The organism is Streptococcus sanguinis, assembly GCF_050222175.1.
Classification (GTDB): domain Bacteria; phylum Bacillota; class Bacilli; order Lactobacillales; family Streptococcaceae; genus Streptococcus; species Streptococcus sanguinis_M.
This window is the reverse complement of sequence record NZ_CP071420.1, coordinates 1,752,564-1,773,889: the sequence shown is the minus strand read 5'-3', so window position 1 is coordinate 1,773,889 and position 21,326 is coordinate 1,752,564. Positions and strand designations below refer to the sequence as shown.

The window sequence follows — 21,326 nt, the reverse complement described above, 5'->3', positions numbered from 1 at the left end:
ATTCTGCCGAAGGGCCTCTTTTCTTATATGCCAATCTGATTGAGGTCCGCCAAGAGCAGCTGGCGCCGCTCATCCTGATTAGCGGTTTGGTCAAATAGAACTTCTTTTTTTATCTTGCCATCTAAAATGAGCAGGACCTTGTCGGCATAGGTAGCCACGCTGGCATCATGCGTCACCAGGAGAATACTTGCGCCCTGCTGGTGGAAGTGCTGCATGAGCTCCATAGCTTGACGGCCAGCCTGAGAGTTGAGCGCTCCTGTCGGCTCGTCAGCAAAAATGATTCGAGGCTGGTTCATGAGAGCCCGGCAGATGCCGGCTCGCTGGAGCTGGCCGCCCGATACTTGATGGATAGAGCGGTTGGCAATGTCCTTAATGCCAGTCAGAGCCATTAACTCCTTGGCTCGCTCATAGGCTGCCTTTCGCTCGCTGCTTTTCTTACCAATGATACTCGGTAGGCAGATATTGTCTAGGATATTGATATTTTTCAGGAAGGTTGCCTGCTGGAAGACAAAGCCGAAAGCCTCTCTGCGAAGGCGGTCTAAGTCCTTATCTTTCATAGCTAGCAAGTCCTGTCCCTGGTAAAGAATCTGGCCTTGGTCAGGTCTGTCAATGGTGGATAGAAGATTGAGAAGAGTGGATTTCCCACAACCAGAAGGTCCCATGATGGCGATGAATTGGCCGCTTTCAATCTCTAGCGACAAATCACGAAGAATGGGCTCCTGATTTTCCTGATATCTTTTGCTGAGGTTGTGTGCTTCTAATAACATAGGCTTCTCCTCGGATGTAAAATAAATGCTAAGTGCTCGAAAGCTATCTGCTTAAGGTCAATGTTCCTTGAGATAACGTCCAATTTCCAGCTTGTTCAGCGCTCGGAGACTGATGTGTGCTGCTGTGAGTCCACTAAGAAGCAGAGCCAGCGGTGTCCATAGAAAAGTAAAGGACTTATTGGTGATGAGCTGGAGTTTGCTGATACCGAAGCTGCTGAGCAGCAGACTGCAGACTTCTTGCCCTAGGCTAAGGAGCAGCAGGTCGGCTATTGCCAGAGCCAGCATCAAGATGAAGCAGACGGCGAGCAGGTAGTGGCTCCTGAGTCGTTCACTGCCAAATCCCAGCATCCGATAAAGTGCCAAGTCAGCTTGGTCCTTGGTGAAAATCATATAGACAAAGAGAGTCATTAGGATGAAGACAATGCCAAGCCCTGTCCAGAAAACACTGGTCTGAATCAGGCGGAGCATGGCCAGAGTGTCATCAAAAGTCTGATGGAAAAAGTCTTCTACGTCGGTTAATTTATAGTTGGAATACCGTTTTTTCCAATCGTTGATTTTTTTAGCTTTGTTGCTAACATCTTTAAGACGGATGGTCGTCAGACTATTGAGCGTTTGCGCTTGCTTTGTCACAAAGACAGCCTTGGCGGTCTTGCCGCCGTAAGTCAGATCTGAGTAGATACCGACTACTTTTAGTTTTCTGGCTTGACCGTCTACCGTCAAGGTCAAGCTGTCCCCTACTTTTAGCTTGAGCTCTTCTGCCTTAAGCTTGGAGAGGGCAATTTCATGCTCGTTTTTAGGATAGCGGCCTTGGCTGTATTTGACTGGAAATCCTGCATGGTTTCCCAGCGTTACGCGCAGCTGCTGGATCTGACCTTGATGATCCAGATAGAAAAAATTCTGGCTCTGGTACTGACTGATTTCGGCGATATCCTTGTCTGCCCGCAGTTCTTTCAGAAGCTGGGCAGCCTTGGTATCGATATCTTCAGTCTGAGAAATATCTATCAGCACATCTGCCTGACCAGCTCCCAGATACTGGATGAAGTTCTTGTCCATCACAGTGCTATAGAGACTGGCTGGCAGCAGAATGAGCAGGCTAATCAAACTGACAATGAACAAGATAGTCAAATATAGTTTCTTATGATTGAGAATTATTTTCAGAGCGAAATAGGGTCTGTCTAAAAAGGGAATAGTCGGTAAGCCCATTTTCGGAGTAGAACGCGTCTCGGTTAGACTGTTGGAAGAAGCTAATCTTAAAGCTTGGCCGGGGGTCATTTTCTTAAAAGAGCTTAGAGGCCGGGCAGTTAGCCAGAAGACCAAGAGACAGAGCAGCAGAGCCACTAGCATTTCCAAAAGATAACTATAGAATGGCGTCGGACTTTGCCCCATAGACAGTGCCATCTGCTTTTTAAAAGGACCACTCAGAAGAAAGGACAGTCCCCAGCCTGCGATGGTTGCCAGAACCAGGCAGAAATAATACTTGGTCAGGTAGACCCTGCTGATAAATCTTTGGGGCAGCCCCATCACTTTCATAACAGCAATCTGCTGCAGTTCTTCTTGAATCTTGGTCAAGAGGGCAAAGCGCATGCAGAGAAAGGTGATGCCAATGATAGCCAAAACCAGCAGCCCCATGACTAGGATGACTAGAGCATCATTGAAGCCGTTAATCATCTTGATGGTCGGATAGGTAATCATAGGCGGCCCGTTGGACTCAAGCTCTGCATTTTTATAGGCTTGCTCGATAGCTGAGATTTGGCTAAGCTTATGCACTCGAAAGGCAATCAGGTTCTCATTAGATGCAAATGCTTCTTTTTTCAGATTCTGCAAATCAGCCTGCGAGATGAGGAAGCGCTTGGAGGAGACTAGACCTGCATTCATCTGGGCATCGCGGATAAAGCCCTTGACAGTCAGTTGTAGCTTGCCGACCTTTATTTGGTCACCGATCTTGATTTTTCCGTTGTTGTAGTAGTAGAGCGGGATATATACTTGCCCCGGCCGAGGCTGGGCTGGCTGGTTATTCTGATCTAGCAGAAAGTCAAAGTTTTGGTTCTGACTGGAAAAGCCATTATCCTGCGAGCTGTCCTGAAGCGAGTCTTTCTCATTGATGTGGATGGCTGATCCTTCTACATTGACAAAGTCTGTCAGCTGCCAAGAGGCAATTTCTGAATGCTGCTGGACGAAGTTTTGCAGGCGTTCTCGGTCGACGCTTCCGCTGTGCATCTGTAGCAGGTGAGGACTTTTAGCTGTTTCTACAAAGCGCTCAATTGAGCTAGTCAGACTAACGGTCAGGCGTGTAGCTGCAAAGCTTAGAGTCAGAGTCAGAAGCAGGAAAAGCCCGATGACCAGCATACTGACTTTATTTTCTTTTAAATCATTTTTTATCAAGCGTTGAAACATATTCCAGCTCCTTTACTGAACGTGCTCGGGAGAGCAGATAAGCACCGATGCTGATAGAGATACCGGATAGGATAAAGAGCAGACCGTAGCCTCTGCCTCCTCCAACACCGATGATTTTTCCGACAGAATTTGCCAGCCAACCAAAGTAAGTCAGCGAGGGTTTGAAAAGTGTATCCGCGACCCAACCCATGCTGGCATAGGCTAGCACATAGCCCAACTGAGAAATAATCCCAATGGTCCCCCAGACCTTACCTTGGTCAGCTTTGTTAATATTGATGCGGACCAGATAGTCAATGGCAGTATTGGCAAAAGGCAGAGCAGCAAAGAGGAGAAAGCCGAAGCTGCAAATCCAGATGAAGTTTTCCTTCATTCCCAGCCCAACCATGAAGAGCCCCAGTAGAAATAGAGATAGGCAGAGCATACGATGGAAGTGTTTTTTGATAGCAACTATCCCCAGAACCAATCCTCCTATCAGCATGCCACTGCTAGAGATGGTCATGACCCAGCCCACTGTCTTGGCATCTGCGAAAGCCAGCACCAAGGGAGAAAGCAGGATTTGGACTGTTCCCAGAAAGAAGGAAAAGCCTGTCCCAGCTAGGACTAAAATCCAGATGCCTTTTTTTCCATAGACGATTTGAAAACCTTTAAGGAAATCTGCCCAGAAACGACTATCGTTGCTATAAACTTGTGTGTGAATGCCTCTACGAGCGAGCAAGGTGCAGGCTACTGTCACGAAAATAGTTGAAAAGTCCAGCAACAGAATCGTGCTGATATGTCCACTCGCCAAAATCATTCCAGCCAAGGCTGGTGAAATCAGATAGCGGGCAATGCCATTAATCTGAGACAAACCAGTTGCTTTTGATAACTGATCCTCCGGCAGCAAGTCGGAAATCGTAGCTCGAAAGGCCGGATTGACCAAGGCTGAAAAGAACGAACTAATGGCAGCTCCGATACAGATAAAAATCAAAGCAGGATTCTTCAGACTAAAGTAAATCCAGAGAACTCCTAAGCCTGACAGACCATCTCCCAGAGCCATCAGCAATCTTCGGTCATAGCGATCTGCCAGAATTCCAGCCAGAGGGGTGACCAAAAGACCGGGCAGGAAAGCACAAAGCGTAACAAAAGAAGAAACAGAAACCAAACCGGTCAGCTGGAAGATATAAACTCCTAAAGCGAAAGAAGTCATACCAGAGCCGATTTCCGAGATGAGGCTTCCTATCCAAATCACTAAAAAGAGTCTAAAGCCTGATTGTTTCATAGTTGCCTCCTAATCTTGTGACGTCAAGTAAGTGAAAATAGTGAATCTAGTAATTAGCTGTCTAGCTGCTTTGAGTCTGAATCAGAGATAGAAAGGGATCAAAGTAACCTTTCCGGCTGTGAAAAATAGTTTCTAAAAAATAGAGAAAAGCCTGAAGTTTTTGCTGCTGTTTTTCTGGGGGAAGTGCTTGAAAGCTGCTGCCAAAAACTTGTAATGAATAAGTAAGAATCATTTCCAGGCTTTCATATGGATAGTCAGTTTTCATATCTCCAGCGGTGATGCCGTCTTGGATGATGGGAAGTAGAATCTGGGGTGCTCGTTCAAGAAGAATTTGATTGGTCTTTTCGTGCAGGAGCGCATTTTGCGGCTTGTTGAGATGCAGCAGCACTCCCTCTCCCTCTTGATGATTAAGATTTAGAGCAGCCATGCTGCCAACCAAGCGCTCTATGATAGTCAATTCACGATTATCAGCAAAGGCTTGGGAAGCTGTAAATGCTCTTTCAATGGTTCGCTCAATGATGGCATCCATTATCTCTTCCTTAGAAGAAAAGTAATAGTAGAGAGTACCGCGGGCGATTTGAGTCGCTTCTAAAATCTGGGAGATAGAGGTTTGGTCAAAGCCTTGCTCCATAAAAAGCTTCTGAGCAGTATCTAAGATAAAGTCTTTTTTATTGGCCATAGTTGCATCCTTTTTAGTAGTAAAATTTTATTCGACCGACAGTCGGTTTATCCTTTCCTTTATCATACATCTTTTCTAAATCCATGTCAAGAATAAAGACAGTTCCACTATTTTTTGATATAATAAGTCTAATCAAAATTGAAGGAGTATATCATGACTTTTATTATTATTCTTATTATTGTCGCGGTTTTAGCATTCTTTGTCGTTGGCGCATACAATACCTTGGTTAAAAGCCGCATGCAGACTCAGGAAGCTTGGAGCCAGATTGATGTGCAGCTCAAACGCCGTAATGATTTGATTCCCAACCTCTTGGAAACGATCAAAGGCTATGGGAAGTATGAGCAGGCAACCTTGGAAAAGGTAACACAACTGCGCAACCAAGTAGCTTCAGCTGCTTCACCAGCAGAAGCTATGCAAGCCAGTGACGCCCTTTCTCGTCAGATTTCTGGAATCTTTGCAGTAGCTGAAAGCTATCCAGATCTGAAAGCTAACACTAACTACCTGAAGTTGCAGGAAGAGCTGACCAATACAGAAAATAAAATTGCTTATTCTCGTCAGCTTTATAATTCAGTAACTAGCAACTACAATGTCAAGCTGGAAACTTTCCCAAGCAATATTGTTGCAGGAATGTTTGGCTTTAAAGCTGCAGACTTCCTCAAAACACCAGAAGAAGAAAAGGCTGTACCAAAAGTTGACTTTGGCAGCACTGGACTAGGTGACTAAGATGCTATTTGATCAAATTGCCAGCAATAAAAGGAGGACTTGGCTCCTCCTTATCGCTTTTTTCGGTCTCTTGGCTCTCCTTGGAGCAGCTATTGGCTATCTCTGGCTGCGGTCTGCTGTAGGTGGTGTCTTGCTAGCTTTAATTATCGGCGCGATTTATGCCGGAGTGATGATTTTTCAGTCTACAGAGGTTGTCATGGCGATGAACGGAGCTCGCGAGGTCTCTGAGCAGGAAGCACCTGAACTCTATCATATTGTTCAGGATATGGCCATGGTCGCACAGATTCCTATGCCACGTGTCTATATCGTAGAGGATCCCTCTCCCAATGCTTTTGCGACCGGTTCTAAGCCTGAAAATGCAGCTGTTGCAGCAACTACAGGTATCTTGCAAATCATGAATCGTGAGGAGCTTGAGGGAGTGATTGGCCATGAAGTCAGTCATATTCGCAATTATGATATTCGAATTTCAACGATTGCTGTGGCTTTGGCCAGTGCTATTACCATGTTGTCTAGCCTAGCTGGCCGTATGATGTGGTTTGGTGGCGGACGGCGCAGTAGTAATGATCGAGATAACGATAGTGGTTTGGGAATTATTCTCCTTATCGTATCGCTGATTGCTATCGTTTTAGCTCCTCTGGCAGCTACCTTGGTGCAGTTGGCCATTTCTCGTCAGCGGGAGTTTCTGGCTGATGCTTCCAGTGTTGAGCTGACCCGCAATCCGCAAGGGATGATTAATGCCCTACTCAAGCTGGATCGCAGCGAGCCTATGGAACATCATGTCGATGATGCCAGTGCAGCTCTCTATATCAGCGATCCTAAAAAAGAAGGCAGTCTGAAAAAACTCTTCTATACGCACCCTCCTATCTCAGAGCGGGTGGAGCGCTTGAGACATATGTAAAAGCTGGGAATAAATTATTTCCAAAACTTAGACAAATAACTAGTAAATGGATTTAGTTCTGTATTGTCCAGGACTAAGTCCTTTTCATTTTACTTCCTTTCATTCATGTCTAAAAAATATTCGTTTAGATTTTGTTACAGTTTTATTTCAACCGTCTATAAACCTCAGATTATCCAAGTTTATTTTTGTATAAGTAAGGAAGCTAGATTTAAAAAAGCCAGTGTTTTCAAGTTGTCAGGTTGAACCCTTCTGAGAATCTTATAAAATCAATATTTTCTTGAAAACCATAAAACTTTCAGAAAAAATCACTATATTGAGTATTCCTATCTTTCAAATTAATCTATTTGTATTATTTGGAAATATAAAGTAATTTTTTTGTAACATATTCGAAATATATTACTAGTATATTAAATTTAGTAAAAAATTTTATTGCATATATGAAACCGAGGGCTCAATATGTTGAAAACATTTGGAAAAATTTTCAAAGTCATTAGAGAATCAAAAAACATGTCTCTTAAAGAGGCGGCAGCCGGAGATATTTCAGTGGCTCAGCTGTCTCGTTTTGAGCGGGGAGTCAGTGGTATTACGCTTGATTCTTTCTATTGCTGCTTAAAGAATATGGCTGTTTCTCTAGACGAATTTCAGTATGTTTACCATAACTACATTGAGGCAGATGATGCGCTTTTCTCAAAAAAAGTAGCTGATGCTTATCAGGAAAACAATGTCGTCAAGCTCCAAAGTATATTGGCTAGCTCAGAAGCTTTGGCTAAAAAGTTCCCTGAGAAGAAGAACTATAGGCTTAATACAATTGTTGTTAGAGCAGTATTGTCTTCCTGCAGTCCAGATTTTCAGATTAGCAAGAAAGATGTAGAATTTCTGACCGATTATCTCTTTTCCGTTGAGGAGTGGGGGCGTTATGAGCTCTGGCTCTTTACTAATAGTGTGGATCTATTGACCTTGGAAACACTGGAGACCTTTGCTAGTGAGATGATTAACCGCACCCAGTTTTATAATAATCTACCGGAGAATCGCCGGCGTATTATCAAGATGCTGCTTAATGTTATCAGCGTCTGCATAGAGAGTAATCATTTGCTAGTTGCTATGAGATTCCTCAATTATCTTGACCATTCTAAAATCCCTGAGACAGATCTTTATGATCGGATGCTGATTAAGTATCATAGGGCTCTTTATTCTTACAAGGTTGGGAATAGCTATGCTCTGAGTGATATTGAGGAGTGCTTATCTTTCTTGGAATTTTTAGATTCCTTCGGTGTTGCCCAGAAGCTCAAGGCTCAGTTTGAAAGGATTTGCCTTTCCCAGTTGCAGATGTGCAAATAAAATAGACTCATTTCTAAAAATGTACTAGAATAAGAGTATAACTTTATACCAAATTCAGAAGGAGGCTTTATGATGGAGAAAAAAATTCATTATAAGATGCATAAAGTTAAGAAGAACTGGGTAGCCATCGGTGTGACTACCTTAGCACTTATCGTAGCACCAAAAGTACTTGGTCTCGAAGCAGGTCTTGTCCACGCTGATGATGTTAAGCAGGTGGCAGTTCAAGAACCAACTGCAGCTCAGGATAGTGGCTCAGGGCAGCGAGTTCAAGTACAAGCTAACTCAGCTTCTCAGTTAGAAGCAGAAAAAGCAACTTCTGCAGACAAGGTGACTGATGCTGCTGTAGCCAGTGAAAAAACTGTTGAAACTGCAGCAAATACGGAAGCGACAGCTCAAACAGATGCTCAAGAGCCAGCTAAGCCGGCAGTAGCAGAAGCAGCAACTACAGAAAAGGCAGCCGTTGCTGAAGAAGCAAAAGCAGCTAACGCAACATCAGAAGCAGCTAAAACGGAAGCAGCTGATCAGGATAGACAAGCAAGTCCAGCAACTGCTGATAAACAAGCAAAGAAGACTGTTACAGACAAGATTGTTGCAAATCCAAAGGTTGCAAAGAAAGATCGCTTGCCAGAACCTGCTCAAAGACAGGGAGCGATAGCTGAAAGAATGGTGGCTGATCAAGCCCAAGCGGCGCCTGTTAATACTGAGCATGATGATGACGTCTTATCTCACATCAAGACCATTGATGGCAAGAAATACTATGTTCAGGACGACGGTACAGTTAAAAAGAATTTTGCAGTTGAGCTCAATGGAAAAATTCTTTATTTCGATGCAGAGACTGGAGCATTGATTGATTCAGCTGAGTATCAATTCCAGCAAGGTACTAGCAGTCTCAATAATGAATTCACTCAAAAGAATGCTTTTTATGGTACAACGGACAAGGATGTTGAAACAATAGACGGCTACTTGACAGCAGATAGCTGGTATCGTCCAAAGTTCATCTTGAAAGACGGAAAAACATGGACAGCCTCAACAGAAACAGACCTACGTCCGCTTTTGATGGCTTGGTGGCCTGATAAGCAAACGCAGGTTAGCTATCTCAACTATATGAATCAGCAAGGTCTGGGAGCAGGAGCTTTTGAAAACAAAGTGGAACAAGCTATCCTGACAGGTGCTTCTCAGCAGGTTCAGCGCAAAATTGAAGAAAGAATCGGTAAAGACGGCGATACTAAATGGCTGAGAACGCTGATGGGTGCATTTGTCAAAACTCAGCCAAACTGGAATATCAAGACAGAGTCTGAAACAACTGGTACTAATAAGGACCACTTGCAAGGCGGAGCTCTGCTTTATACCAATAGTGAGAAGACTTCTCATGCTAATTCTAAGTACCGCATCCTTAACCGCACACCTACCAACCAAACTGGTACACCTAAGTACTTCATTGACAAGTCAAATGGTGGTTATGAGTTCCTGCTAGCTAACGACTTTGACAACTCTAATCCAGCTGTTCAGGCTGAGCAACTCAACTGGCTGCACTTTATGATGAACTTCGGTAGCATCGTAGCCAATGATCCGACTGCTAACTTTGACGGAGTCCGTGTCGATGCGGTGGACAATGTCAATGCGGACTTGCTCCAAATTGCTTCTGACTACTTCAAGTCTCGCTACAAGGTTGGAGAAAGTGAAGAGCAGGCTATTAAGCATCTGTCTATCTTAGAAGCTTGGTCTGACAACGACCCTGACTACAACAAAGACACCAAGGGTGCTCAATTGCCGATTGATAATAAGCTTCGTCTGTCCTTGCTTTATTCGTTCATGCGTAAACTTTCTATCCGTAGCGGTGTAGAGCCAACGATTACGAATAGTCTGAATGACCGTTCTGCTGAAAAGAAAAATGGCGAGCGGATGGCCAACTATATCTTTGTCCGGGCACATGATAGTGAAGTACAAACCGTTATTGCCGACATCATCCGGGAAAATATCAATCCAAATACTGATGGTTTGACCTTTACCATGGATGAGCTTAAGCAAGCCTTCAAGATTTACAACGAAGATATGCGCAAGGCGGACAAGAAGTATACGCAGTTCAATATCCCAACTGCTCATGCTCTCATGCTCTCTAATAAAGACTCCATTACTCGGGTCTACTATGGGGATCTCTATACTGATGACGGTCAATACATGGAGAAAAAATCTCCTTACTATGACGCTATTGATGCCTTGTTGCGGGCTCGTATTAAGTATGTAGCTGGTGGTCAGGACATGAAAGTCACCTATATGGGTGTACCTCGTGAGACTGATAAATGGTCTTACAATGGTATTTTAACCTCTGTTCGTTACGGTACTGGTGCTAACGAAGCAACAGATGAAGGAACAGCAGAAACTCGTACCCAAGGGATGGCAGTTATTGCTTCTAATAATCCGAATCTGAAACTGAACGAATGGGATAAACTGCAAGTCAATATGGGAGCAGCCCATAAGAATCAATACTACCGCCCTGTGCTCTTGACGACCAAAGATGGTATTTCCCGCTATTTAACTGACGAAGAAGTACCACAATCCCTCTGGAAGAAGACAGATGCCAATGGTATTTTGACCTTTGATATGAATGATATTGCAGGCTACAGCAATGTCCAAGTTTCTGGTTATCTGGCTGTTTGGGTACCAGTTGGTGCTAAGGCAGATCAGGATGCTCGTGTAACAGCCAGTAAGAAGAAAAATGCCAGCGGTCAGGTTTACGAGTCTAGCGCAGCCCTTGATTCTCAGCTGATTTACGAAGGTTTCTCTAACTTCCAAGACTTTGCAACTCGTGATGACCAATATACCAATAAAGTCATTGCTAAAAATGTCAACCTCTTCAAGGAATGGGGAGTGACTTCATTTGAGCTGCCACCTCAGTATGTATCTAGCCAAGACGGTACTTTCCTAGACTCTATCATCCAGAATGGTTATGCCTTTGAAGACCGCTATGATATGGCTATGAGCAAGAACAATAAATATGGTTCTTTAGATGACCTGCTCAATGCTCTCCGTGCTCTTCACAGTGTCAATATCCAAGCCATTGCGGACTGGGTGCCAGACCAAATCTACAACCTGCCAGGCAAGGAAGTGGTAACAGCAACTCGTGTCAACAACTACGGAACCTACCGTGAAGGCGCAGAAATCAAGGAAAATCTTTACGTTGCCAATACTAAAACGAATGGTACAGACTATCAAGGCAAGTATGGTGGAGCCTTCTTGGATGAACTCAAAGCTAAATACCCAGAAATCTTTGAAAGAGTACAGATTTCCAACGGTCAAAAGATGACGACTGATGAGAAGATTACCAAGTGGTCAGCTAAACACTTCAACGGTACCAATATCTTAGGTCGTGGTGCTTACTATGTCCTTAAAGACTGGGCTAGCAACGAATATCTCAACAACAAGAATGGTGAGATGGTACTGCCTAAACAATTAGTTAATAAGAATGCCTACACAGGATTTGTTAGTGATGCTAGTGGTACTAAGTACTATTCAACTAGTGGCTATCAAGCTCGAAATTCCTTTATCCAAGATGAAAATGGAAATTGGTATTACTTCGATAAACGAGGTTACCTAGCAACGGGTGCTCATGAAATTGATGGCAAGCAAGTTTATTTCCTCAAGAATGGTATTCAGCTGCGTGACTCTCTCCGTGAAGATGAAAACGGCAATCAGTACTACTATGATAAGACTGGCGCCCAAATTCTCAACCGTTACTATACTACTGACGGCCAAAACTGGCGTTACTTTGATGCCAAGGGTGTCATGGCTAGAGGTCTGGTAACCATGGGCGGCAATCAGCAATTCTTCGACCAAAACGGCTACCAAGTCAAGGGCAAGATTGCGCGTGCCAAAGATGGTAAACTTCGTTACTTTGATAAGGATTCAGGTAATGCTGCTGCTAACCGCTTTGCCCAAGGTGATAATCCAAGTGACTGGTACTATTTCGGAGCAGATGGTGTTGCAGTAACAGGTCTTCAAAAACTTGGCCAACAAACCCTTTACTTCGACCAAGATGGCAAGCAAGTCAAGGGTAAAATCGTGACACTTGCAGACAAGAGTATCCGTTACTTCGATGCTAACTCAGGAGAAATGGCAGTCGGCAAGTTTGCAGAAGGATCTAAGAACGAATGGTATTACTTCGATCAAGCTGGTAAAGCAGTGACAGGTCTTCAGAAGATTGGCCAACAAACCCTTTACTTCGACCAAGATGGTAAGCAAGTCAAAGGTAAAGTAGTAACTCTGGCTGATAAATCTATCCGTTACTTCGATGCTAATTCCGGAGAAATGGCAGTCGGCAAGTTTGCAGAAGGTGCCAAGAACGAATGGTATTACTTTGATCAGGCTGGTAAAGCAGTGACTGGTCTTCAGAAGATTGGTCAACAAACCCTTTACTTCGACCAAGATGGCAAGCAAGTCAAAGGACAGCTAGTAACTCTGGCTGATAAATCTATCCGTTACTTCGATGCCAACTCAGGAGAAATGGCAGCCAACAAGTTTGTTGAAGGTGCCAAGAACGAATGGTATTACTTCGATCAGGCTGGCAAAGCAGTGACTGGTTTACAGCAGATTGGCCAACAAACCCTTTACTTCGACCAAAATGGCAAGCAAGTCAAAGGTAAGATTGTCTATGTCAATGGTGCTAACCGTTACTTTGATGCCAATTCAGGAGAAATGGCGCGCAATAAATGGATTCAGCTAGAAGATGGAAGTTGGATGTACTTTGACCGCAATGGTAGAGGCAGACGCTTCGGCTGGAACTAAAAGCAATAGAATAGGCTAAATGAAACTTAATCTTTAGCTTTCTAATAGACAAAAACGATAACTTCTTATTTTGAAGTTATCGTTTTTAGCTGTCTTCTAGGAGAACAAATATAGAAACAAGATTAAATCTATCAAATTTCTTTAACATCTTTCTTTTTTTCGATAGATAGGAGCAGAGCAATCACACCGATAATGCTGAAGATTAGCCAGCTAGCGTTCATATTCCAGAGGGCCAGGCTGCTGAAGACCATAGTACCAAAGGGGACAGAGAAAGAAAAGAGCAGACTCAGAAAGCTGGAAGTCTGAGCGAGAACATCAGAAGGCAATTTGCTCAGTAAGAGGGTGTTGATTTTGGGATTGATCTTGCCGGAGATATAAGCTAGTAAAAATCCAAAAGCAATGCCGACGAAAACAGGCAGATGCAAGAAATTGCTGACAGCAAGCAGAATCATTGTAAGAGCAGCCCAGAGGGTTAGTTGATTTAGAGAGAGACGGCTAAAGTAATCGTTGGGAGTCAGACTGGCTGCAATCATGGCTAGGACAAGAGTGGTCTGAAGAACCAAGAGAGACTGACTAAAGGATAGCTGGAAGATGGGGTTATCCAGCAAGTAGAGATTATAAAGAGCTATAAGAGAACCTGCCATAGCGTTGACGATCAGGATTTGAGCCAACAGTTTGAGAAAATTGCTAGAACCTTCCTGATCAAAAATGAGCTTGGACGATGTGTACATTTTCTTCAATTCTTCTTTCAGAGGAGCGTTTTTCTCAGAAATTACGACGGGGTCATGGGTCAATCGGCGGCGGACTAGGTAGAGGATGGTGGAGGATAGGAGAAAGGTCAAGGCGTTAACCAAAGCAACTAAGAAAAAGTCTTGCTGGCTGACGGTCAGGAGCCAAACTCCCAAAGCTTGTCCGGCCAGGCTACAGAGAAAGCTGATAAGCTGGGTAAAGGAGAAGGCTTCCATAAGGTCTTTCTCTGGAACATTCTTTTTTAAAATCGGCATTTGCAGGCCGCTGCGGTAATCGCTGATAATATCTGAAAGAATATTCATCAAGCAGACGGCTGAAAAGGCTAGATAAGAGCTGGAGCGAGTCATGAAGGCAACAAGAACAAAGAGCAGGGCTTGAAGATAACCAAAATGAATCAGCCAACGAGCTTTACGGATAGTCTTGTCAGCTTTGATACCAGCAAAGATAGTAAAGAATGTCGGAACCAGGACGATAAAATTAGCCACAGCAATAGCAAACTTGGGATTGGGCATGCTGGAAGCAAATACCACAAAAACAATATTGAAAATAGAAGCTCCCAAGGTGTTGAAGATTCGGGAAAGGCTGAGTGAGGCATAGACCCCATTTTTAAAGAATAATTTCATCGTAGACTCCTTTTCTAAACTGCAAGAATGAATGAAAGCTGATTGGGTGCATCTGTAAACTGGCTTTTGTTTTTTCTCTTTCTGATGAACATTATAGACCGTTTAAAGCCAAAAACAAGGGCTTTTCGGCAACTGGTTAGGTCTCATTAAGTAAGTGGTAAAATTCTGAAAGTGACTTGCGCTAGCTCTTTCTGCTTTTAGTATAAAATAGAGAATCCAATCTGCAGGAAATATTGCATATATTCAACGATTTTCGGGTAGAAACTTTTAAATCAGAAAGGTGGAGCTCGAGTAGGAACAAAAAACCACTTTCCAACTCAAAATAGCTGAGCTTAAAAGTGGAAATTTGCATCATTTGCTATATTTTTGAAAAGCAGTATCAAGGGCTTTTTGATAGTAGTCAGCGCTATGATGACAGTTCAAGATTCGGAAAATATCGACAGCTTGCTTCATTTGAGTGAGCCCCTCTTCTGTTTTCCCTTTCAAACAGATCAACTCTCCCTGAGCAAAGAGATAGACAATTCGGAAGTAAGTCTCATTTTCTTCATAAAAGTTTCGCTCAATGACTTGTTGGAAATAGTCTGCCTGAGTGATATTTTCCTGACTGATGGCCAGAAGATAGCCATTAAGAAAGGTGGTATGCAGGGTGTTGCGGTTGTTGGCAAACAAGGCGGCAAAATCCTTTCTTGAGAGGATTTCTTTGGTGTATTGGGAAAACAAGTCTAGAGATAAAACCGGAGTGCAGACAGAGAAGAGATTGAGTTCGTAGCGCCCCCAAATGTCAACTGAAAAGAGGTAATCATGGAGGAAATCCAGTTCTCCTGGACTGGCCTTTTCAGACTCCTTGAGGGCACAGAGATAGGCCTTTACAATCAGGCGCTCAACCCAATCGCTAGCCTTCTTGCTTTTTTGAGTGATTTTTTCTTTTTCCAGATAAAGTTCCTCTAAGAGGTCAAGCTGATTGGCTTGCAACAGGTCTTGAATTTGGCTTAAGAGTTCCTTGTGAGAATGATGATCCTGGATGCCGGCTGCAACGGTAAATTCTTCCGTTTCCGTGTGGATGGCGCTGAGAGCGCTAAAAAGTTTCTGTGCCGAAAGTTCGCTCTGCCCATTTTCAAAGCGAGAGAGCATAGATTTTGAAAATTCTCCGCCAGTTGCTTCGGATAAAGAGATGTGCCTTGCCTCTCGAAAAAATCTAAAAATCTGTCCTAGATGTTCCATTGTCTTCCCTCTTTGCATTTTATTATAACAAAATAATTTTCAATAACATCGAAGTGCTCAAACATGATATAATATAAAGAAAAAAACAAAGAGGAACTTATGTTGCATATTCAAGAAATTCGGAAGAATCCAGATGGTCTAGCTTTTGAGAAAAAGCTGGACTTGGCAGAGGAGTTAAAAGAGCGCAATCCTGAGATTTTAGACGTTCAGGATATTGTAGCCAAAGGAAAGGTTCAATATGAAGACGGCCTTTATTTTCTGGATTATGACTTGTCATATACCATTACCTTAACGTCCAGTCGTAGCATGGAGCCAGTGGAACTCAAGGAGTCTTATCTAGTCAACGAAATTTTCATGGAAGAAGGACAGGCTGCATCGCAGGAACTGATTGATCAGGACTTGGTGCTTCCGATTGAAAATGGCGAGATTAATATAGCTGAGAGTGTAGCTGACAATATCCTGATGAATATTCCACTGAAAATCCTAACAGCTGAGGAAGAAGCCGGCCAAGGTTTTCTGTCTGGTCAGGACTGGCAGGTTATGACGGAAGAGGAATTCGCCGCTGCCCAGGAAGCTCAAAAAGAGAAGAACAATCCTTTCGCCGGTTTGCAAGGACTGTTTGATGAATAATTCTTGTAAAAATTTTGAAAATAATTTGAGAATTTGAAATAATTTGTTATACTAAGTATAAAAAGAAAATAGACAATGAAAATTGTCTTATAGAAGGAGATTTAATGGATACATTTTTCTTTCCAACCTGGTTGATTCCAGTAATTATTGGTTTGGTTGTACTTGTTGTACTTTTAGTGAAAGGCTATGTTAACGCACGCCCTAACGAAGTAGTTGTAATTACAGGTCTTCGTAAACAGCGTCACCTTCGCGGTAAAGCTGGATTTATGATTCCTTTTGTAGAGCAGCGCTCCTATTTGGATATTGAGCAGTTCTCAACAGATGTTCGCACATCTGAAGCAGTACCGACTCTTGACTTTATCAATGTACGTGCTGATGCAGCTGTTAAGCTGAAAATCGGAACGACCGATGAAATGATTGCTCGTGCAGCAGAAAACTTCCTTAATTGGAATACAACAGATATTTCTAACTCTGTTCAAGATGTCTTGGAAGGAAATCTTCGGGAAGTAATTGGTCAGATGGAGCTTCGTAAGATGGTCAATGACCGTCAGGAATTTGCCTCAAAAGTTCAGGACAACGTAGCTCCGGATCTGGCTAAGATGGGATTAGAAGTCATTGCCTTTACCGTTCAGTCTTTCTCTGACGAAGGTGGTGTGATTGATAATCTCGGTATCGAAAATGTCGAAACCATCAAAAAAGATGCCCTAATTGCAAAGGCTAAAGCTGAACGTGAGCGCAAGGAAGTAGAAGCTGAGCAAGACAAATTGGCTAACGACAAGCGCGTAGCCGCTGACTTAGAAATCGCTCAAAAGCAAAATGAGTTGAAACTGAAGCAAGCAGCCCTCAAGCAGGAAGCGGATATTGCGCAAGCTAAGGCTGATGCAGCTAAAGGGATTGAGGCAGAGGTGCAGCGTCGCGAGCAAGAACGTGTGGCTGCTGAAGCTAATATCATGAAGCAAGAGAAAGAGGCTGAAGTCAAGGAACGCGAAGTTAAGGTTCGGGAGCAAGAACTGGATGCTAACATCCGCAAACAGGCTGAAGCGGAGAAATACTCTCGTCAACAAGCAGCGGAAGCACAATTGATTGAGCGTCAACGTCAAGCCGAGGCGGAACTCTTTGAAACACAAAAAGAAGCCGAAGCCCGCAAGGCCCAAGCCGAGGCTGAGAAATTTGCGCAACTGCAAGAAGCTGAAGCCATTGAAGCAAAGGGACGTGCTGAAGCTGAAGCTATTCGTCTTAAGCTAGAAGCTGAAGCAGAAGGTTTGGATAAAAAAGCAGAAGCCATGAAGAAGATGCAGGAAGCTGCGATTACTGAGATGATTGTAGACAAACTGCCAGAAATTGCCCGTGCTGTAGCAGAGCCGCTTACTAAGGTGGACAAAATTACTATGTATGGTGAAGGCAATGCTTCTAAGATGGTTGGTGATATCATGCAGAGTATTGACCAAGTGTCGCAAGGTGCAGGCTTTGACATCCGTCAACTCCTAGCAGGAGCTCTTGGTGTTAATATGACTGTTAACAAGCTAAAACAAGATGAGCAACCTGTTATTGAAGCTGCAAATCTTGACACCGACAAAAAATAAAAGAAAAGGCAAATTGCTATGACCCGCACCCCAAAAGTTAGACAGAAAATCTAACTTTTGGGGTGTTTTTAATCTGAAATTAAGTTATACAAATAAACTAGGTGTATAACCTAAAAAGAATGGTGCTTCTCGGGTTCAGATTGACCTCAAATATAATATAGCTGTCTCAAATCTTTAGTGTTATTTGCTTGACTTAAAGCAATAAATAATTGAGAAGATTCTAGTAGATGGCCAACTCCATATAATAAGCTCCCAGACTGAGTTTGGGAGCTTATTGATTTATATCTTCTGTTTGGCCTTGATAGTGGTAGATACAGAGTCGTTTTGCTTGGTCTGGACGACTGACGGTAAAGTGGAAGTAATGGTCCTTCTTGTCCAAGCTTTTGGTCTTGGAGAGTTTGAAATAAGTGGCTTGGCGGCTGGCCATGTGGAGTAGGATGTCATCTTCCATGACCATCAGAGGCTGGGGAAGATTGGAAAATTGATAAAAATCCTCTTGAAATTGATAGTAATTCTGGGAAAAATAGTCAAATTGAAGTTCCTCATGTACATTTTGAGTGGTCATCTGCGCCTCCTGAAGCTTGTATCGAAAGAATCTGATGGATAGCAAGGCCTTTGTAATGGTCACCTTCCTGCAGGAGGACCTGCTTGCAGTCCAGCAGAAAGACGGTAGCAGTAATGTCGGTCAGCTTTCCCTGATTAAGAAAGGTGATTCTGATGGGAACTTGATGACTGTAGGCTTGGTTGAGTAACTGGAATTTTTCCTGTCTATCAAGTTGGGGCAATTGGCTCATATCTAGTTCTTTTTTGGCCAAAGCAGTGCTGTGCTCAGAGAGGAAAAAGCCAGCCCACTTAGCCATGCCCCGATCCTGAAAGTCACGAGCTGACTGATAGGGGAGGTAGGAGCGGTCGGTCATGATAAGCCCTCCAGCCCTCCAGCCGAATGGCCACCTGTCAGCTTGCTTCGAGCGATGGCACGGGAGGAGCCCAGCAAGGCATTTCCCTTAAGCAGAGAGGCGAAGCCGAAGCGATCTCTGATGCGGTCAATCGTCTGTTGGAGCTCCTCTTCTTTTTGAATTTGCAGGGGATCGTCAAAGAGAGAAATCAGACCATAACCTTGATCGACAAAATCACTGTAAAAAACGCCAATCTGGCGGATAGCCCCGCCCTGATATTTGGAACGAAAAAGCTGAACCACAATTTGAGCCAGTCGATCGCTGTTATTGGTAGGCTCAATTTTTTTCTGTGTATGAATGGAAGGCAGGCGATCCTGCTTGGAATAGCGGGCATAGATGGAGACACACTGGCACTTCTTACCAGAGCGTCTGAGCCGAATGGCGACCTGCTCAGCCATTTCTCGGAAAACGAGCTCAATCTCTGCCTGCTGTCTATAATCTCGGGGGAGAATTTGCGAATTCCCTAGGCCGTGTGACTTGACCTGATAAGGCTTGTGAACATTGCTTTCATCAATGCCGTGAGCGTGAAACCAAAGCTGCAGGCCCAGGACTCCCATTTCTTTTTTGAGAATATCGGGATTAAAGTGAGCCAAATCATAAATGGAGTGAATTCCCAGCTTCTTAAGACGGGTGGCTGTTCGGTAGCCGATGCCCCAAAAATCAGTCATTGTCGGAATAGTCCAAACCTTTCTGGGAACATCCTCATAGGACCAGTTGACCCGCATCTTTTTTGTGTGTTTGGCTTCAATGTCTAAGGCTAGCTTGGCGAGAAGTGGATTGGCGTTGCTCAGACCGATAGATGCATAAATCCCAGTCTTCTTCCAGATAGCCTGTTGAATGCGGGCAGCCAGCAGGTCCAGCTTGGTCCTGCGGTCCAGCGTCTGATCGGGAATGAAGTAGTTGATAGAGCTTGTCAAATCTAGGAAGCCCTCATCGATTGAGTAGGGGAAAATGTCATCGGGAGCTGCAAAATCCTGGAAAATCTTTTGGATTTCCATGTTTTTCTGGATGTAGTAGTTCATCCGAGGTGGGACCAGTAAGGTCTTTTGAGCAGCGTCTTCGATAAAGCGTATATAATCTGCTGTAATCGGTAGTCCCTGCTTGCGGGCAGCAGCATAGTTGAACTTACGGGTGTGGACATCAAAAGGAAGATTATAGCTTCGGCTGACATTCTGGCTGCCGAAATTCTTTTTAAAGAGAGGGGTGGCAGCTAGTATCAGTCCAGCGGAATTTTCAATTCGGCTCATGACACAGAGCGAGGTTTTTAAAGGGGCAAGGCCGAGGGAAATGCATTCGCAAGAGGCATAAAAACTTTTCATATCCACAAAAGCGATGTCTGAACGAGGCTCGCGTGAATAATCAAATAGGACCATAGTTTTATACCTCAATCGGCAGAAAATGTCCGACTACGATACCAACAATGCTAGGTTGGTCTTCGTAGGGAGCAAAGAGATCCTCGTAGTCAGGATTGATAGACTCTAAACGAAGTCCTTCAGCTTCTCGATAGACTTTTTTGATATAGGTCTTGCCATTCCACATAAGAGCATAGACAGCCCCATCGTAGTCGAATCCCGTCTGTTTCATAAGGGCAACAGAGCCATTGGGATACTTAGGCTCCATAGAATCCCCAGAGACCCAGGATGCAAAGTCGTGCTGGATATCTTGATCAAAGTAGACAGTTTCGTAGTCTGTTTCATTGTCATAGTAACTGTGCCCGCGCCCTGCAGCTAGCTCAACGGATAGAACCTTATAAGCTGTAAGAGAGCTAACCTTGCGCTGTCTCTCTAGGAGTTGACTAGCTAGCTGGTCTACTTCCTTTTTATGCGGTGGGGTTAGTAAAGGGTAGGTGTAGAGCGTACTAGTCTCATCCACAAAGTAGTTCTCTTGGACCTTGAGACAGGTGGCCAACCTCCTGAGATTTTTTGCGTGGGGTTCTGCTAGACCATTTTCCCAAGCAGAGTAAGTCTTTCGAGAGATGCCCAGCTCTTGGTAAATGGAAGCCTGTGCCAGATTAAGCTCCAGCCGGCGTTTTTTTAATTTTTCATGCGAAAACATATCACACCTCCTATGTAACGTTTTAAAGGTTACATATAGTATAGCAAATGAAATCGAGAAAAGCAAGTTCTTTATTGAGTATTGTTATTTCTAGCAAGAGTGTGGTAAACTGTAGGGAGGAATATAACCTGGAGGTAGAGAGATGTTTCCTATGATAGCAAAAACGATCATGACAGAAGAAGCTTACCGCCGTTTCGCTTGGACCAATTTTTGGTATAAAAAGAATGGCATCTTCTCGCTGATTCTCCCTGAGATAGTGGTGCTGATATGCGGTGCAATCTGTTTTTTCATCGGGGAACCTTTGCCAGGCGCAGCTTTTCTTGTTACTGTGGCTGTCCTTCCTTTTCTTTACTATCTGTCCATGAATCGACATATTAAAAAGTTTTATAGAGGCAACCCCCTCTGGCATGATATAGAGCAGGAGTTTAGCTTCTATGAGACAGACTTTCGTGTCGTTAATCGGAATAACAATGCCAGATTTGACTACCAAGATATTGTGGCGATTATAGACAAGCCAGAAACTTTTTATATCATGGTTGGTCGGTCAATGGGACTGATCTTGGATAAGGCAGACTGTCAGCCTGAATTAATTGATTTTTTATTGAAATTAAAAGAAAACAGAAGTCTCTAATTTTGGGGGACTTCTGTTTTTTATCTGTCAAGTTTTCA

General features: G+C 43.6%; 17 protein-coding genes. 7 read left to right on the top strand and 10 right to left on the bottom strand.

What is annotated here, in order from left to right:
• Positions 1-23: 23 nt before the first annotated feature.
• The 4 genes from J1C91_RS08655 to J1C91_RS08640 form a co-directional block, all read right to left on the bottom strand.
• Positions 24-767 (bottom strand): ABC transporter ATP-binding protein, encoded by a 744-nt coding sequence (locus J1C91_RS08655; RefSeq protein WP_002910370.1) that lies wholly within the window; start codon positions 765-767, stop codon positions 24-26.
• A gap of 57 nt (positions 768-824) precedes the next feature.
• Entirely contained in the window at positions 825-3,161 is a 2,337-nt protein-coding gene (locus J1C91_RS08650) for an ABC transporter permease (RefSeq protein WP_125434189.1), read from the bottom strand.
• Positions 3,136-4,419, bottom strand: coding sequence for an MFS transporter (locus tag J1C91_RS08645; RefSeq protein ID WP_125434188.1), 1,284 nt, complete (start codon positions 4,417-4,419; stop codon positions 3,136-3,138). The genes J1C91_RS08650 and J1C91_RS08645 overlap by 26 nt, the downstream gene beginning before the upstream one ends.
• A 61-nt stretch (positions 4,420-4,480) precedes the next feature.
• The gene (locus tag J1C91_RS08640; RefSeq protein WP_125439162.1) at positions 4,481-5,098 is read right to left on the bottom strand and encodes a TetR/AcrR family transcriptional regulator; all 618 of its coding nucleotides are present in this window, start codon (positions 5,096-5,098) and stop codon (positions 4,481-4,483) included.
• A 153-nt stretch (positions 5,099-5,251) separates the two neighbouring features.
• On the opposite strand from J1C91_RS08640, the gene J1C91_RS08635 reads away from it, so the two are divergent.
• The 4 genes from J1C91_RS08635 to J1C91_RS08620 all read left to right on the top strand — a co-directional run bounded on the left by J1C91_RS08635 (position 5,252) and on the right by J1C91_RS08620 (position 12,839).
• Positions 5,252-5,821 carry a LemA family protein gene (locus tag J1C91_RS08635; RefSeq protein ID WP_125439164.1) on the top strand — a complete coding sequence of 190 codons (570 nt, stop codon included), beginning with the start codon at positions 5,252-5,254 and terminating at the stop codon, positions 5,819-5,821.
• A 1-nt stretch (position 5,822) separates the two neighbouring features.
• Entirely contained in the window at positions 5,823-6,719 is an 897-nt protein-coding gene (htpX, locus tag J1C91_RS08630) for a zinc metalloprotease HtpX (protein ID WP_032912509.1), read from the top strand.
• A gap of 456 nt (positions 6,720-7,175) precedes the next feature.
• Positions 7,176-8,057, top strand: a complete 882-nt coding sequence (locus J1C91_RS08625) for a helix-turn-helix domain-containing protein (protein WP_002898077.1) — start codon at positions 7,176-7,178, stop codon at positions 8,055-8,057.
• 69 nt (positions 8,058-8,126) lie between these two features.
• Entirely contained in the window at positions 8,127-12,839 is a 4,713-nt protein-coding gene (locus J1C91_RS08620) for a glycoside hydrolase family 70 protein (RefSeq protein WP_125439167.1), read from the top strand.
• A 131-nt stretch (positions 12,840-12,970) separates the two neighbouring features.
• Here the strand turns inward: J1C91_RS08620 and J1C91_RS08615 are convergent, their stop codons facing one another.
• Together J1C91_RS08615 and J1C91_RS08610 are read right to left on the bottom strand one after the other, a co-directional pair.
• Positions 12,971-14,212: a hypothetical protein gene (locus J1C91_RS08615; RefSeq protein WP_002900962.1), complete on the bottom strand. Its 1,242-nt coding sequence runs from the start codon at positions 14,210-14,212 to the stop codon at positions 12,971-12,973.
• A 351-nt stretch (positions 14,213-14,563) separates the two neighbouring features.
• Entirely contained in the window at positions 14,564-15,433 is an 870-nt protein-coding gene (locus tag J1C91_RS08610) for an Rgg/GadR/MutR family transcriptional regulator (protein ID WP_032912507.1), read from the bottom strand.
• 99 nt (positions 15,434-15,532) lie between these two features.
• Between J1C91_RS08610 and J1C91_RS08605 the strand changes: the two genes are divergently transcribed.
• Both J1C91_RS08605 and J1C91_RS08600 read left to right on the top strand, forming a co-directional pair.
• Complete coding sequence (locus tag J1C91_RS08605) at positions 15,533-16,063, top strand: YceD family protein (RefSeq protein WP_002900960.1); 531 nt, start codon at positions 15,533-15,535, stop codon at positions 16,061-16,063.
• A 104-nt stretch (positions 16,064-16,167) separates the two neighbouring features.
• Positions 16,168-17,646: a flotillin family protein gene (locus J1C91_RS08600; protein ID WP_002896230.1), complete on the top strand. Its 1,479-nt coding sequence runs from the start codon at positions 16,168-16,170 to the stop codon at positions 17,644-17,646.
• Between the two features lie 271 nt (positions 17,647-17,917).
• Here J1C91_RS08600 and J1C91_RS08595 read toward each other — a convergent pair whose 3' ends face one another.
• The 4 genes from J1C91_RS08595 to J1C91_RS08580 are packed head-to-tail and all read right to left on the bottom strand — an operon-like array spanning position 17,918 to position 20,657.
• A complete protein-coding gene (locus J1C91_RS08595; protein WP_002910360.1) occupies positions 17,918-18,211 on the bottom strand; it encodes a DUF5960 family protein in 294 nt (97 codons plus the stop codon).
• The gene (locus tag J1C91_RS08590) at positions 18,189-18,563 is read right to left on the bottom strand and encodes a hypothetical protein (protein WP_002910359.1); all 375 of its coding nucleotides are present in this window, start codon (positions 18,561-18,563) and stop codon (positions 18,189-18,191) included. Before J1C91_RS08590 ends, J1C91_RS08595 begins: the two co-directional genes overlap by 23 nt.
• Positions 18,560-19,975 carry a Y-family DNA polymerase gene (locus J1C91_RS08585; RefSeq protein ID WP_002910358.1) on the bottom strand — a complete coding sequence of 472 codons (1,416 nt, stop codon included), beginning with the start codon at positions 19,973-19,975 and terminating at the stop codon, positions 18,560-18,562. Before J1C91_RS08585 ends, J1C91_RS08590 begins: the two co-directional genes overlap by 4 nt.
• A 4-nt stretch (positions 19,976-19,979) precedes the next feature.
• Positions 19,980-20,657, bottom strand: a complete 678-nt coding sequence (locus J1C91_RS08580) for a helix-turn-helix domain-containing protein (RefSeq protein ID WP_002900956.1) — start codon at positions 20,655-20,657, stop codon at positions 19,980-19,982.
• 142 nt (positions 20,658-20,799) lie between these two features.
• Here J1C91_RS08580 and J1C91_RS08575 point away from each other — a divergent pair, with 142 nt between their 5' ends.
• On the top strand, positions 20,800-21,288 hold the full coding sequence (locus tag J1C91_RS08575) for a YcxB family protein (RefSeq protein WP_002910357.1): 489 nt from the start codon (positions 20,800-20,802) through the stop codon (positions 21,286-21,288).
• The last annotated feature ends 38 nt before the right edge of the window (positions 21,289-21,326 follow it).